This window comes from Halorubrum sp. B52 (assembly GCF_059752555.1).
The window spans coordinates 925,959-940,981 of record NZ_MWTG01000009.1 but is presented as its reverse complement, the minus strand read 5'-3'; the positions used below and the strand labels follow the sequence as shown (position 1 = coordinate 940,981).

Below are 15,023 nucleotides of genomic sequence, written 5' to 3'. Positions count from 1 at the left end.
ATCTTCGTGGACAACGAATAAATGAGTCCTCTCTCATTCTTCTTCTCTTTGAGCGCCGGATGGCCACTACAGCTCCTCCCCGGACAGTTGCCTGTCTCGATCGACGTGATCGTCGTACTGGCGATCATCGCCGTCGTCTTCGTCCTCTTCGTTACCCAGCCAGTACCGATCGACGCCACCGCAGTCGGCCTCATGGTGGCACTCGTCCTCCTCGGCGAGTGGACGGGCGTGTCGCCGGAGCAGGGGGTCTCTGGATTCTCGAACCCCGCGACGCTCACCGTGCTGGCGATGTTTGTCCTGAGCGAGGGCGTCCGACGGACCGGCGTTATCCAGATCCTCACGCGAAAATTGATCGCGTTCGCAGGGGACGACGAGTTCCGGCAGTTGCTCGCCACGGTCACGCTCTCCGGGCCGCCGGGAGGAGTCGTCAGCAACGTCTCGGTCGTCGCCGTGTTGATACCTGCGATAATGAACCTCGCCCGGCAAACGAAGACGTCGCCCTCGAAACTCCTGATCCCACTATCGTTCGCCTCGATGCTCGGCGGCATGCTCACCGTCGTCGGGACGATAACGAATCTCCTGGCGAGCGAGGTGTGGGTCCAGGTGGGTGGTCCCGACGCACAGCCGTTCGATCTGCTCGAGTTCACGCACCTGGGCGCGATCGTCTTGCTCGTGGGGATCGTGTACCTGCTCACCCTCGGTCGATACCTCACTCCGGCACGGATCGAGCCGGCGGAGTCGCCCACCGACGCGTTCGGCATGACCGACTACCTCACAGACGTCGTCGTCATGGAAGACTCGCCGCTCGTCGGTTCTCGGGCCGAGGAACTGAGCGAGCAGGACCTCGATCTCGACGTGTTCCAGATCGTCCGAGGTAACCGGACGCTCGCCCGCGGAATCGGATCCGAACGCATCCGGGCCGGCGACGTCCTCTCCGTCAGGGCCGACCAGGAAACCCTCCAAGAAGTCATCGAGCGGGACCACCTGCAGCTGTTACCGGAGGTCTTGGAGGCGGCCACGGAGGACGATGCGTCCCTCCCGCCCGGCTTCTCGCCACGGCGTCACGGCTGGCAGCCGCCCGACGCGGAGCGTAGCGACTCTCTCGCCGAGAATGAGACGTCTAGCGAAGACACAGAAGAGGACGGCGACGAGACGGATGGAGAAGCTCCCGACGAGGAGATCGAACTCACCGAAGTCGTGCTGTTGCCCGGGCCCTGGTCGAGTCGGCGCAGCGGTGTCGCAGACTTCGAGCGCGACTACGACGTGACAGTGTTGGCGATCCGGCGCGGCGACGAGGTGATCCGCCAGCGACTCCGAGAGGTCCGATTACAGGCCGGCGACGTCATCCTCGTCCAGGCACTCGATCAAGTGCTCGATCGCATCGCGAGGGACACGAACGTCGCCATCGCGGGCGAGGACAGGTGGGAGGACTTCGACCGGTCGAAGATCCCCATCGCGTTGGGGATCCTCGCCGGTGCTCTCGGACTCGCGGCACTCAACGTCCTCACACTCATGGTGAGTGCATTGACCGGCGTCGCAGCGATGTTCTTCACGGGTATCCTCACGCCCGAGGAGGCATACGAGGCCGTCGACTGGGAAGTGATTTTCATGGTGGCGGGTGTCATCCCGCTCGGTATCGCGGTCGAGGCGTCCGGGACGGCGGCCCTCATCGCCGACCTTGTCGTTTCCGTCAGCGGTCTCCTTCCCGTGATCGCGGTTCTGGGGCTGTTCTACCTAGGGACTGCGATCATCACGGAAATGATCAGCAACTCTGCCAGCGTCGTGTTGTTGCTACCGATCGGGGTCGAGGTTGCTGGCCAGCTCGGCGTCAACCCCTTCGCGTTCGTGATGGCCGTGACCTTCGCGGCCAGCACACCGCTACTGACCCCCGTCGGCTACCAGACGAACCTCATGGTCTACGGTCCAGGCGGGTACAAATTCACGGATTTCGCACGCGTCGGCGCACCGTTACAGTTGATACTAACTGTCGTGACGACTGTTGGCATCGCATTTTTCTGGGGCCTGTGACTTTAGAACGGACGTTCGGATGCCTGTGGCCTTGGGGAGTATTCGTTGACGAATCTATTTCACAGAGATCACAGGTACATCAGCACGGCGAATTACACGTTCGGTAACACTACCGAGAAGGAACCGACGTATACCCTTCCGACCGTGAGTCCCCATTACGATACAATCGACATCGTGCTCCTCCGCATATCTGACGATCTCAAGATAGGGCGGGCCATTCAGGATCGACGTTTCAGTCGGCAAGTACGTCGACGATTGGATCTGCTCGAGGGCGAGGTCTAGCGCCTTCTCACCGATTTCCTCGAGCGTTTCTCGTAGTCTCCGGACTCTATCACCGTTGATTATCTGTCCCGTCTCGACGACGTAGATGACGTGCAGTGTCGCGTCGACCGATCTCGCCAGTTCACCCGCATGGTCAACGGCCGTAAGTGCACACTCGCTGCCATCGGTTGGAACGAGTATTGAGCCGATGTCTGGATCGATAACCGTTTCTTCGTGAACGGTCATGACCGGTACGGGAGACTCGCGTAGGGTTAGTTCTGCGACGCTCCCGAGGACAGCCCGGCTGAGTCCACTTCTGCCCCGAGTTCCCATCACAATACAGTCGATACCGTGTTTGTCTGTGTAGGTGAGGAGCTCTTGATGAATTGACGTTTTCTTTTCAATGACCGCCCTCGTAGCCTCGACATCAGAAGAAGCAGCCAATTCGACAGCCGTTTGTACTGCTTCCTCGCCGCTTCGGTCGGGGGCATTGACACCATCGGTGGAGGGTTGGTCGTGTTCGAGGACGTGAATCACGTGTAGTTCCGCGTCAAACTGATCGGCAAGTGTAACAGCTGCTTCAGCCGCGGTCGACGAGGCTTCACTGCCGTCAGTCGGTAGTAGAATGCGTTGGTACATGATTTTATCTAACTGAGCTATTGGACGTTGTCGAGATAAACGGTTATCCTATCCCCGGTATTACCCCGGTTCTTGAACGGTTAGGTATCGAACCTGTACAGCTACGTTGCGACCTGCGATCTCATCAATTCGGGTGTTCAAACGATCACCCAGTTCCGGTGGGGCTTCTCCTCGAGGGGCACCGATCAAGATAGTTACCTTGGAGGGACGCTGGGCGAGGAGATTCTCCGAATATTCGAACTGGACCTCGAGTAGAACGAACTCTGAATAAACCGGTTCATCGAGAATTGATTGGATATCATTTTGAATCGATTGCTCGGAAGTGGCAGTCTGATACGAGGAGAACGTAACAGTTCCGAGGAATGCAGAAAGAATCAAAATGCTAATCAGGAGAATGCCAACGCGTTTGACGAATGTCTTTCTGGTCTGCTCCATACGGAACCATTTCTCAGGCCGGTATCCCATATACCAGAGCACAAGAAGTGCGGCGAGATTGATCGACAGGACGTTAACGAGGAGCAACACACCGGAGCCCACGGCGAGTGCCGTATTCCCCCACGCGATGGCGATCCCGACCGTCGCTGCGGGAGGGACGAGTGCCACTGCAATCATGACGCCAACTAGTGCGGATGAGAGTCCCGAGGCAAGGCTAATCACTCCAGCGGCACCGGACCCGAGGGCAACCATGAGTGACAGGACGTCCGGGCGAAATCGTTCTCGTATTTGTGAGATAGATAGGATATCTAATCCAGGTGGGACGAGATTCCCTGTTCTGATGAGAATCGCGAAAAGAGCGGCACTCGCTATTGTGAGTATGGCCCCGATGATCTGCAGCTTGACACCGTCTCTAAAGAGGTCGCGGTCCCGGAAGACCGTGCCAACGCTTGTAGCCATTGCGGGGCCAATGAGCGGTGCGATCACCATCGACCCGACGACGACTGCAGCAGAATCCAGAAGCAGTCCTGCTGTCGCAATAATCGCACTCACGATTGTCATGCCAGCATATATCGGCATGGACGCTGGGACGAGCTCCTCAGCAGCGCTTTGGAGTTCTTCGCGGGCGATCTGCTCCGGACTCTCTTCATCTTCCGTGAATCGTTCCTCGAGTCGGTCGTAATCGCGTGAAACAACGGTTTGCGTCTCGACTGTCACTGTAATCGCGTCGTCGTTTATGCCCGTTTCCCGGAGACGATCCAGAATGGGTTCGACAGCGTTCGTCGGGAGCGGAAAATGAACGGCACAGGTGTATTCGCGGTTGCTCGTCTCATCAGTGAGCGTATAACTGATGCCTTCATCGTCCAGAATATCGAGAACAGCGTCCTGCTTCCCTACAGGGACAGTCACAAAAACGAGCCGAGCCATGGGTGCTACAACTCGCCCATACCCGATAAATGGTCTCCCGTCTGGTTGTGCCCCCTACCGGTATCGAAGGGTGCCGACTGTTCTGAGCCGAATCTGGCGTTGGACAACGGGATCGAACACGCATTCGTGACGGAAAGTCACCTCTCACGGCGTAACCTTTGTGCGCCTGCCACGAGGCTGTAGAGACAGAATACTGTGGATTCGAACGTCGATGAGATACTGGCACAAGCTCTCGGAATTAAAACACAGAAATACAGATCGTCCTTTATCAACGATACCTGTAGAATCGATTGCCGGACGTAGCTCCGCTACGTATTGACCTCCCTCCGCCTCAGACAAGGAAGTCCCAGAGTTGACTTCGAAAATGCTCGGTTCCGTACCTTCGAGTCCTGAAACCTCCCTCACCCTGAACCGCGGTGTCGGGGAATCTCATCGACCGACGTCGGTTTCATCGGTCGTTCGATCCCGAAAGAACGCGTCTTCGAGTCGAGTCCCCCACTTCGGGGTCCCGAACCGACGGCGAAACTCCAAAACGACCTGTCCGGCGCCGAGGGGTAGTAGACTCATTCCGAGCACGACGAGCCAGCTTTCGAGACCGAGGGGGGCGGTGCTTAGTGCCAGCGAAACTCCCGGCAGGTAGACGGTGCCGATCACCAGCAGAGCAGACAGGCCGAGGGCACCCCAGACGTACGTGTTCTCGGTGACCTCGTTGCGCACGATGCCGGACGCGAGTTCCCGCATGTTGAACACGTGCCAGAGCTGGGCGAACGCCAGCGTGAGGAACGACATGGTGACGACCTCTTCGGTCCCCATGCCGCCGGCGTACATGCTGCCCCCGATCACAAACGCGCCAACAGTCGCGACTGCGATCATCGTTCCGTACAGCCCCAGTTCGGTCCAGTGCGTTCGGGTCAGGATCGACTCGTCGGGATCCCTCGGCGGCGTGTTCATAATTTCCTTGCTGCCTCCGCACGCCCCCAGTGCGAACGCCGGGAAAATGTCCGTCACGACGTTGAGAAAGAGGATCTGCAGCGGGAGCAACGGCAGCGGAAAGCCCAGCAGTGCCGCGATCAGAATGGCCAGCAGTTCGCTAAGATTACAGGACATGAGGTACAGCACGAATTTCCGGATGTTCCGGAAGATGATCCGACCCTCCCTGATGGCGTGATAGATACTCGTGAAGTTGTCGTCCCGGAGGATCATGTCCGCCGCCTCCTGGGCCACCTGCGTTCCCCGCTGGCCCATAGCAACGCCGATGTCGGCCCGCTTCAGCGCCGGCGCGTCGTTGACTCCGTCGCCAGTCATAGCCACGATCGACCCGACCGCTTGGTGGATCGCGATCAGGTCGAGCTTGTTCTCTGGGGCGACGCGCGCGAAGACAGACGCATTCGCGAATCGCTCTCTATCTTCCTGGGATAAGTTCTCGGGGCCGTCGAGTTCGCTCCCCTGGATGACCTCGTCGTCTTCGGGGTCCATCAACCCGACACTCCGGGCGATGTTTCTGGCCGTCCCGGGGTGGTCACCGGTCACCATGACGATTCGCAATCCCGCATCCAGACAGTTCTTAATGGTCGATTTGACCTCCTCGCGTGGTGGATCGATCATGGCGACCAACCCGAGCAGCGACAGCCCCTCGTACGGAGGATCGTCCGTACTCCCGACGTCCTTCCTGGCGAGAGCGAGAACCCGCAATCCGTCTTCGGCCATGTTTTCGCTCTTCTGAATCCACTCTTCTTTGTCGCGGTCCGAGAGCGCCTCGGTGCCGTCACCGGTCACCAGCCGGTTTGACGACTCGACGACCGCCTCCGGCGCACCCTTCACGGCGACCCTGTAGCTCCCGTTTAACTCGTGATAGGTCGCCATCATCTTGACGGACGGATCGAACGACACCTCGCGAGCTTCGGGCATCGATTCGAGGAGTTCGCTCCGATCGACGCCGCCCTTCAATCCAGCTACCAGGAGGGCAGCTTCCGTCGGATCACCCGTCACAGCCGTCTCGCCATCCTCCTCGGTCACGGAGGCGTTGTTACAGAGGACTCCCACCTCCAGAGCCTCCTGCATGGCAGAATCTCGTGGGTCGTCGTGCTCCTCGTCACCATGCTGGAACGTCCCTTCAGTGTCGAGTCCGGTTCCGGTGACTGCGACCGAACCGTTGGCTAACTCGTACCGGCTGACTGTCATCTCGTTCTCCGTCAGCGTGCCCGTCTTGTCGGTACAGATGACGTTCGTCGATCCCAACGTTTCGACGGAGCCGAGGTTGTTGATCAGGGCATTGCGGTCCGCCATCCGCCACATCCCCCGCGCGAGCACGAGCGTGGCGACGACCGGTAGCCCCTCCGGAATGGTCGCGATAGCCAGTGCGATGGCCGTCTCGACCATCAGATACAGATCCTGTCCTCTGAGCCAGCCCGAGACGAGGACGATCGCAGCCACGACGAGCAGGAACGGAACGAGCTTCTTCCCGAGGCCATCGAGCTTCTGCTGGAGCGGCGTCTTCTCCTCAGCCTCTCCTTGAAGGGACGCCGAGATCTTACCGAGTTCCGTGTCCATCCCCGTGGCCACCACGATCGCTTCGGCGGTCCCCCGCGTCACGTTCGTCCCCTTGTAGAGCATGTTCTCCCGCTCGGCGAGGGGCACGTCTTCCTCAAGGGCGTCGCTCGTCTTTCCGACGGGAACGGACTCGCCGGTGAGTGCCGATTCGTCGGCCTGGAGCTTGGAGGGCTCGATCACTCGCAGGTCGGCCGGAACGACGTTCCCGGCGTTGAGGAGCACGACGTCTCCCGGTACCAGCTCTTCCGCGGGAACGTCCCTCACCTCCCCCTCGCGCCGAACGCGAGTCTCGATCTCGACCATCTCCTGGAGGCTCTCCATTGATTTGAGCGCCCGCATCTCGGTGACGAACCCGATGAGTCCGTTGATGAGGAGGACGACGAAGATAGCGACACCCTCGATGTTCTCGTTCAATGCAAAGGCTGCCACACCCGCCACCGCCAGCAACAGGACGATGAAGCTCTTGAACTGGTCAACCAGAACCCCCAACCAGCCCCGTTGTTCGGCTTCGCGCAGCGCATTCGGGCCGACCCGTTCACGCCGTGTTTCGGCTTCGTCCTCGCTCAGACCCGCGTCTACAGAGACATCGTAATGCGCTACGATCTCATCAGACGATTTAGCCCACGGCGTTTGAATCGGGTGGTCATCCATTTCCAGAGGAGAAGTCCCTGTGAGTAGCCATGGTCGATAACACTAAAAAAGGCGGTGTGAGTCACACCCATGATCTCCTGCCACGAAAGTAGAACAGTGACGAGAATCCAGACATTCCGTGTCTTGGTACGGCCGTGAGTGGGGAACTGCCGTACACAAGTATACTGAGTGACGGAGCGAGAACTATCGAGGCTGGGCGTTTGCACAGCCTCCGTGTATTTCTACCTGTGTTAGCTGAGCACCGAGGATACAGAGGCGCGAACCGTACTACTATGTCGGCACCACAAGAATTTAATCCCGGTTGATCGTGACGACCGTACTTCACAACTCCGTACCGGCACCGCTGGTACTACTCCAGCAGCTTCCTGTACAACTGCCGGTTTCGGTCGACGTACTCGTGGTTCTTGCAGTCGTCGTCATCGCGCTCGTCCTGTTCATCTTCCAGCCGATTTCGATCGACACCACCGCGATCGCCCTGATGGTCGTGTTGATCCTCCTCGGTCCGTGGACGGGCGTCTCCCCCGAGGAAGGCGTCTCGGGCTTCTCGAATCCCGCGACCCTCACTGTGCTGGCGATGTTCATCCTGAGTGAAGGGGTGCGACAGACCGGCGTCATCCAGATACTCACGCGAAAGATGGAGACGTTCGCGGGCGACAGCGAATTCCGCCAACTCCTCGCGACGGTCGGACTGGCCGGCCCGTCAGCGGGTTTCGTCAACAACACGCCCATCGTCGCAGTGCTCATCCCGGCCGTCACGAACCTCGCCCGAAAGACCGGCACCTCGCCGTCGAAGCTGCTGATTCCCCTCTCCTTCGCCGCGATGCTGGGCGGCATGCTCACCGTGATCGGCACGTCGACGAACCTGCTCGCGAGCCAGATCTGGGCGCAGGTCGGCGGCCCGACCGCGGAACCGTTCTCACTGTTCGAGTTCACGCAGCTCGGCGCCGTCGTGCTGGTCGTCGGCATACTGTACCTCCTCACGGTCGGTCGGTATCTCACGCCAGCCCGAATCGCGGCCGAGGGGACCCCCACGGACCAATTCGGCATGGCTGACTACCTGACCGACGTCGTCGTCCACGAGAACTCCGACCTCGTTGGCTCGCAGGTACGGGAGGTGCGACGCGGCGACCTTGACATGGACGTGTTCCAGATCGTGCGCAACGGCCGCAGCATCGTGCGCGGCCTTCCCACCGAGCGGATCCGCGCCGGCGACGTCCTCTCGGTCAGAGCCAGCCAGGAGACGCTCGAACAGGTCATCGGGGACGAACACCTCGATTTCCTGCCGGAACTCCTCGACGCCGCAACGGACGGGGACGAACCGCTCCCCGAAGAATTTGTGCCCGAGCACCACGCGTGGAACCGACCGTCGGCGACACCCGATCCGGCCACGAACGACGACGAGAGCACGGAAAACGCGGAAGAAGCCGAGGACGAAGTTTCGCTCACGGAAATCGTGTTGCTCCCCGGGACGTGGTTGAACAGACGAAACGGCGTCGCGGGATTCGAGCGAAACTACGACGCGACCGTGCTTGCCGTCCGCCGGGGGAACGAGGTGATTCGTCAGCGCCTCCGGGACGTGCGCCTGCAAGGCGGTGACGTGTTACTCGTCCAGACGAGCGAGGACGTCCTCGACCGACTCCGAGATGACAGCAATATCGTCGTCTCCAGTGACAGACGCTGGGAGGATTTCGACCGGACACGGATTCCAATCGCACTGGGCATCGTCGCCGCCGTCGTCGGACTGGCTGCCCTCGAGTACCTCCCGATCATGGTCAGCGCGCTCGCCGGCGTCGTCGCGATGCTCTTTTCAGGTATCCTCCGCCCCGCGGACGCCTACGAGGCCGTCGATTGGGACGTCATCTTCCTGCTCGCTGGCGTCATTCCCCTGGGAATCGCGTTCGAAGCGTCCGGGATCGCGGATCTGATCGCGTCGGGCATCGCCGCCGAGGGCACCGTGCTGCCGCCGCTCGTGATGCTCGCGGTATTCTACCTGGGAACCGCGATTATCACGGAAATGATGAGCAACAACGCCAGTATCGTATTGATGCTCCCCATCGCCGTGGAGGTCGCTGGTCAACTCGGTGTCAACGCCTTCGCGTTCGCCCTCGCGGTAACGTTCGCCGCCAGCACGCCACTACTCAGTCCCGTCGGCTACCAGACGAATCTCATGGTTTACGGCCCCGGTGGGTACAAATTCACCGACTTCGCGCGGGTCGGCGCCCCGTTACAACTGATACTGACCGTCGTGACGACGGCCGGCATCGCGTTCTTCTGGGGCCTGTGACAACATCGAGACTCCGATCCGTACTGGACACCGGTGTCGCTCACTGCAGCCACCCCTACGAGTCCCTCACACGACAACGAGGGTGTTGATTCGATCTGCACCCGTTGACGAGAGACTCCTCGTCATTATGAGCGAGGAGTTCGTGGTCTGGGAGTTCGTATTCGTGTACCTCCGGCTACCCCGAATAAACGCGTCCGTCAATCGAGGTAAACTCGGTACGAAGGAGGTACAGCCAGTACGGAGACTCGGTCAACGATCGAAGCCGTTCGGATTTTGGGCAGGTACTGATAGCCCCGATAAATCCGGTGTAGTCTCAACTTCCACGACGTGTTATTGATATCGCGGATAGAGATTTACGAATCAGGGCGCGTTCGGTCGGATCGACCGACGGGCTCGCTTCGGGGAGCGCGTCGCTCGGCGAGGGGGTCCGCCGTCCCCGCTGCCGTTCAGAGCGGGGCGTCGATAGCGGCGTTCGCTCGCTCGATCCCCGCGAGCGCCTTCGGGTCTATCGCCGCGACCGCCGCGTCGTCGTATCCCCCCGATCCTCGCTGACCAGAGTCTCTCGAACCTCCGAGAGCGCGGACGCGACGTCGAAGAGCCGGTCGTCGGCCGGTTCCTCCTCGCCGTCTTCCGCGGCCGCGACCGCGGGCGGTTCAGATCCCGCCGCCGAGGACCGCGGATTCCGAAGCCGTCATCCCGCTCGCTCGTGAACGGCGGGCATGGACGAGCAATCGACAGAGGAGTACACGCGACTCGTCGAGGAGAACGGGCTCGCGCTCCTGTTCGCGAATCGGGTGCGGGCTCGGATCGTCGCGACGCTGTTCTACGCCTCCGAACCGCTGTCAGTCGAGCGGATCGCCGCGGGCGCCGGCGTCGATCGGACCGTCGTCCACGAGGCGCTCGACGGGCTCGAACCGTTCGGGATCCTCGACGTCGACCGCACCGAGGGTCGCGATCCGGACCGGTACGCGCTCGACGAGTCGGACGAGCTCGTCGCGTCGCTTCGGACGGTCGCGGAGCTCGCGACGGAGCGGTACCACCGAGAGGAGATCGACATCCCCAGCGACGCGGACGAGTAGGCCCGCGGTCCGACCGGCGGCGGGCCCGTTGCGGGCCCGCTGCGGCGGTCACTCGATCCGAACGGTCGTCTCGTCGTAGACGCCCTTCGCGGCGGGGTCCTCGACAGCGAGCCCGGCGCTGATCGTGTGTTCGCCGCGTTCGGCCGGCTCCCAGTCCGTCTTCGAGACTTGAAAGCTCTGCTGCCAGTTCCGGGTGAACCGCCTGCGCTCGCCGCGGTCGAGCGTGAACCGCGTCTCCGACTCCGGGAGCGGTTCGGGGACGTGCGAGGCGTCGCGGTGGCCGTCGACGTGCCACGTCCACGGGACCGGCGACCGAGTCGTAACGGTCACCGGGACCGGCAGCGGATTCCGGAGTTCGACCGCGACCGGCACCGGCTCCCCCCGTTCGTACACGGTCGCCGGCGTGTCGACGCTGACGGAGACCGCCCGCCGGTGGAGACGCGCCGGGATCAGCCACCGGGTCAGCGTCGCCGCCGGGAGCGTTCTGGCGGCCCGAGGGCGGTGGCGCTCGGCGGACTCGTTCGGTCGGAACGGGTCGTCGTCGGAGCGGTCGACCCCGTCCCGCCGGCGTGTTCGGCGCATGAGTGAGGGTACCCGTCGGGAGGAATAAGCGTGTCGTCGGGGTCACACCGAGGGCGACGCGAATCGAGCGAGTTCAGTCGTCGCCGCTCGCCGCCGACCCCGCGGTCGTCCCGTCGCCGGTCGTCGCTCCGTCGTCGGTCGGCGTCCCGTCGTTCGGCCCGCCCTCGTAGGCGGGGTCGAAGAGGTGGCACGCGACCCGGCCGGCGTCGGTCTGACGCAGCACCGGCTCGTCCGTCGAGCAGGGCGTCTCGAACGTCTCGCTCAGGAGGGCCTCCGCGTCGGCGAACTCCTCGTCCGCGACCGAGCGGAGCGCCTCCTGAACCACCCGCTCCGCGTCGGGGTCCGACAGCGACGACGGCAGGTCGAGCTCCTCGCGGAGCGCCGCCGTGAGCGCCTCCTCGTCGGCGTCGAACGTCTCGACGGCGATGTCCTCCTCGCGGGCGCGGTGCCGGAGCGACATGACCGCGCGCCACTCCTCTTGTTCGAACTCGTAGTCCGACGGCGGGATGACCCGCGGACACCGCGTGTGGAACTTACACCCGGAGGGCGGGTCGATCGGGGAGGGGACCGACCCCTCCAGCAGGATCCGGTCGCCCTCCCACAGGGGGTCGGGTTCCGGGATCGCCGACAGCAACGCCTCGGTGTAGGGGTGTTGCGGCGGCGCGAACAGCTCCTCCGGCGTCCCGAGCTCGGCGATCTTCCCGAGGTACATCACGGCGATCTCGTCGGCGATGTGCTCGACGACGGAGAGGTCGTGGGCGATGAACAGGTACGCGATCCCCAGCTCGTCCTGCAGGTCCTCCAGCAGGTTGAGGATCTGCGCCTGCACGGACACGTCGAGCGCCGAGACGGGCTCGTCGCAGACGATGAAGTCCGGGTCCACGGCGAGCGCGCGGGCGATCCCGATCCGCTGGAGCTGCCCGCCCGAGAACTCGTGCGGGTAGCGGTTGGCGTGGCTCGCGTTGAGCCCCACCCGTTCGAGCAGCTCCTTGATGCGGGCGTCGCGGGTGACGTCGCCCTCGATCCCGTGGATATCGAGCGCCTCGCCGATGATGTCGTTCACCGTCAGGCGCGGGTTGAGGCTCGACTGGGGGTTCTGGAAGATGATCTGCATCTCCTTCCGGAGGTCGCGGAGCTCGCTGTCGGAGAGCGTCGTGATGTCCTGCCCCTTGAAGTACACCGAACCGGCCGTCGGCTCGCGGAGCTGGAGGATCGACCGGCCGATGGTGCTCTTCCCGCAGCCGGACTCGCCGACCAGTCCCAGCGTCTCCCCCTCGTTGATCTCGAAGGAGACGCCGTCGACCGCCTTCACGTCCTTCTGCCGGCCGAGGAGCCGGTCGATGAAGTCGCTCTCGGACGTGTAGTACTTCTCGAGCCCCTCGACGCGGAGGAGCGGCTCGGATCCGCTCATCGGTCGCTCACCCCCGCGGAGCTCGACGCGTCGTCCGATCCGGGGAGATCTTCCTCGCCGCGGACGGTGATCTCGTAGTCGAGCTCCCCCGTGAGCTCGCCGGTGTGCGCGAGACACGCCGCGGTCTGCGCGTCGCTGTTGATCGGGTCCGCGGGATCGCCGGTGTCGACGTCGACGAGCCCCGGCTCCACGCGCGTGCACGACTCCTCGGCGTACGGGCATCGGGGGTGGAAGTTACACCCCGGCGGCATCTCGATCAGGTCCGGCATCCGCCCGGGGATCGTCTGCAGCCGCTCGCGCTCGTCGCCGATCCGCGGGATCGAGCTCATCAGCCCGACGGTGTAGGGATGTTGCGGGTCGTAGTACACGTCCTCGACCGGCGCCATCTCCACGGGGTGGCCGGCGTACATCACCATCACGCGGTCGCAGAACTCGGCGACGACGCCCAGGTCGTGGGTGATGAGCTGGATCGCGGTGTCGTACTCGGTCGCGACCTCCTCCAACAGCTCGAGGATCTGCGCCTCGATGGTGACGTCGAGCGCGGTCGTCGGCTCGTCGGCGATGATCAGATCGGGGTCACACGACAACGCGATCGCGATCACGACGCGCTGTTGCATCCCGCCGGAGAACTCGTGGGGGTAGTCGCTGTACCGCTCGGCCGCCGACGGGATCCCCACCGACTCCAGGGTCTCGATGGCGCGCTCGCGGGCCGCCGCCTCGTCGAGGCCGAGGTGGTACCGGATCGCCTCAGCGATCTGCTCGCCGACCGTGTACGAGGGGTTCAACGCGGTCTCGGCGTCCTGGAAGATCATCGCGATCTCGTTGCCGCGGAGCGAGCGCATCTCCTCTTCGTCCATCTCGAGGAGGTTCTGCCCCTTGAACCGGATCTCGCCGCTCTCGATGACGCCGGGCTCGTCGATGAGGCGCATCAGCGCGAGGCTGGTGACGCTCTTGCCGGCCCCGCTCTCGCCGACGACGCCGAACCGCTCGCCGGCCTCGATCCGGTACGAGAGGTCGTTCGTCGCCTTGACGACGCCGTCGTCGGTGTAGAACCGCACGTTGAGGTCCTCGACTTCGAGCATCGCCATCAGTGGAGCCTCCCCTGGTCGGAGTCGGTCTGGTCGCCCTGCGGGTCGAACGCGTCGCGGACGCCGTCGCCGACCAGGTTGATCGCCATCACGAAGACGAAGATGGCGAGCCCCGGGAACAGCCCGGCCCACCAGCGACCGCGGGCGATCGCGTCCTGCTCGACGTTGAGCATGACGCCCCACTCCGCGCTCGCCGGCGACAGCCCGAGCCCGATGAACCCGAGCGCCGCGGCGACGAGCACCGTGGTGCCGATGCTGAGCGTCGCCTGCACGATCACCGGCGCCATCGCGTTCGGCAGGATGTGCCGGACGATGATCGACCGGTCGCGGGAGCCGAGCGCCTTCGCCGCGGTGACGTACTCGTTCTCCTTCACGCTCAGTATCTCGCCGCGGATGATGCGGGCGTACGGGAGCCATCCGACGACGACCAAGGCGAGGATCATCTCCCAGTAGCCGCGGCCCAGCACCGCGATGACCGCGATCGCGAGCACGATGAACGGGAACGCGTACAGCATGTCGACGATCCGCATGATGAGCTCGTCGATCTTACCGCCGTAGTACCCCGCGATCGAGCCGAGCGGGATCCCGACGAGGAGCGCCATGGCGACGGCGATGAAACCGATCGAGAGGCTCCAACGGCCGCCGTACATCACCCGCGAGAGGATGTCGCGTCCGGCCCAGTCGGCGCCGAACAGGTAGAGCCCGGTCGGCGGCCACGTGAGGACGTTCTCGAGCGTCGGCTCTCGGTACCCGGTGATCACGTCTTGGTTCGCGGGATCGGCCGGCGCGAGCGAGAACGGCTGGACCGTCTGGCCGGCCAACACCGGGAAGCTACTCGGGAGCTGGATGGGCCGGGAGAACACCGCGAGCAGGATCATGAAGGCGATGGTGGCCGCGCCGAACAGCGCGAGGCGGTTCCGCTTGAACCGCATCCACGCGTACTCGAGGCGCCCGCGTCCCTCCTCCGACTGGAGGTCCGGCTCCCACGAGGAGAGCGGGTCCCGGGACTCGACGCGGTCGACGTCGAATCCGCTGACCCGTATTCGTCCGCGTTCCGTCGTCCGCTGTGAGGTTTCGCTTGACATTAT

10 protein-coding genes are annotated in these 15,023 nt (G+C 63.1%); 3 read left to right on the top strand and 7 right to left on the bottom strand.

The genetic code is table 11. The annotated features are described in order from the left end of the window. The first annotated feature begins 21 nt into the window (after positions 1–21). Entirely contained in the window at positions 22–2,028 is a 2,007-nt protein-coding gene (locus B4V04_RS13295; protein ID WP_498232233.1) for an SLC13 family permease, read from the top strand. Positions 2,029–2,082: 54 nt separating this feature from the next. On the opposite strand, the gene B4V04_RS13290 is transcribed toward B4V04_RS13295, so the two are convergent. The 3 genes from B4V04_RS13290 to B4V04_RS13280 all read right to left on the bottom strand — a co-directional run bounded on the left by B4V04_RS13290 (position 2,083) and on the right by B4V04_RS13280 (position 7,491). Beyond that, entirely contained in the window at positions 2,083–2,928 is an 846-nt protein-coding gene (locus B4V04_RS13290) for a universal stress protein (protein ID WP_498232232.1), read from the bottom strand. A 60-nt stretch (positions 2,929–2,988) separates the two neighbouring features. After that, the gene (locus B4V04_RS13285; protein ID WP_498232231.1) at positions 2,989–4,290 is read right to left on the bottom strand and encodes a TIGR00341 family protein; all 1,302 of its coding nucleotides are present in this window, start codon (positions 4,288–4,290) and stop codon (positions 2,989–2,991) included. A gap of 429 nt (positions 4,291–4,719) precedes the next feature. Beyond that, positions 4,720–7,491 carry a cation-translocating P-type ATPase gene (locus B4V04_RS13280; protein WP_498232230.1) on the bottom strand — a complete coding sequence of 924 codons (2,772 nt, stop codon included), beginning with the start codon at positions 7,489–7,491 and terminating at the stop codon, positions 4,720–4,722. A 397-nt stretch (positions 7,492–7,888) separates the two neighbouring features. Between B4V04_RS13280 and B4V04_RS13275 the strand changes: the two genes are divergently transcribed. Further along, positions 7,889–9,775: an SLC13 family permease gene (locus B4V04_RS13275; protein ID WP_498232229.1), complete on the top strand. Its 1,887-nt coding sequence runs from the start codon at positions 7,889–7,891 to the stop codon at positions 9,773–9,775. A gap of 719 nt (positions 9,776–10,494) precedes the next feature. Further along, positions 10,495–10,854, top strand: a complete 360-nt coding sequence (locus B4V04_RS13270) for a hypothetical protein (protein WP_498232228.1) — start codon at positions 10,495–10,497, stop codon at positions 10,852–10,854. A gap of 48 nt (positions 10,855–10,902) precedes the next feature. On the opposite strand, the gene B4V04_RS13265 is transcribed toward B4V04_RS13270, so the two are convergent. The 4 genes from B4V04_RS13265 to B4V04_RS13250 all read right to left on the bottom strand — a co-directional run bounded on the left by B4V04_RS13265 (position 10,903) and on the right by B4V04_RS13250 (position 15,020). Next, positions 10,903–11,436: a DUF7974 family protein gene (locus B4V04_RS13265; protein ID WP_498232227.1), complete on the bottom strand. Its 534-nt coding sequence runs from the start codon at positions 11,434–11,436 to the stop codon at positions 10,903–10,905. Between the two features lie 73 nt (positions 11,437–11,509). Further along, positions 11,510–12,847: an ABC transporter ATP-binding protein gene (locus B4V04_RS13260; RefSeq protein WP_498232226.1), complete on the bottom strand. Its 1,338-nt coding sequence runs from the start codon at positions 12,845–12,847 to the stop codon at positions 11,510–11,512. Next, positions 12,844–13,935: an ABC transporter ATP-binding protein gene (locus B4V04_RS13255; RefSeq protein WP_498232225.1), complete on the bottom strand. Its 1,092-nt coding sequence runs from the start codon at positions 13,933–13,935 to the stop codon at positions 12,844–12,846. Before B4V04_RS13255 ends, B4V04_RS13260 begins: the two co-directional genes overlap by 4 nt. Further along, positions 13,935–15,020, bottom strand: coding sequence for an ABC transporter permease (locus B4V04_RS13250; RefSeq protein ID WP_498232224.1), 1,086 nt, complete (start codon positions 15,018–15,020; stop codon positions 13,935–13,937). Before B4V04_RS13250 ends, B4V04_RS13255 begins: the two co-directional genes overlap by 1 nt. Between the last annotated feature and the right edge of the window lie 3 nt (positions 15,021–15,023).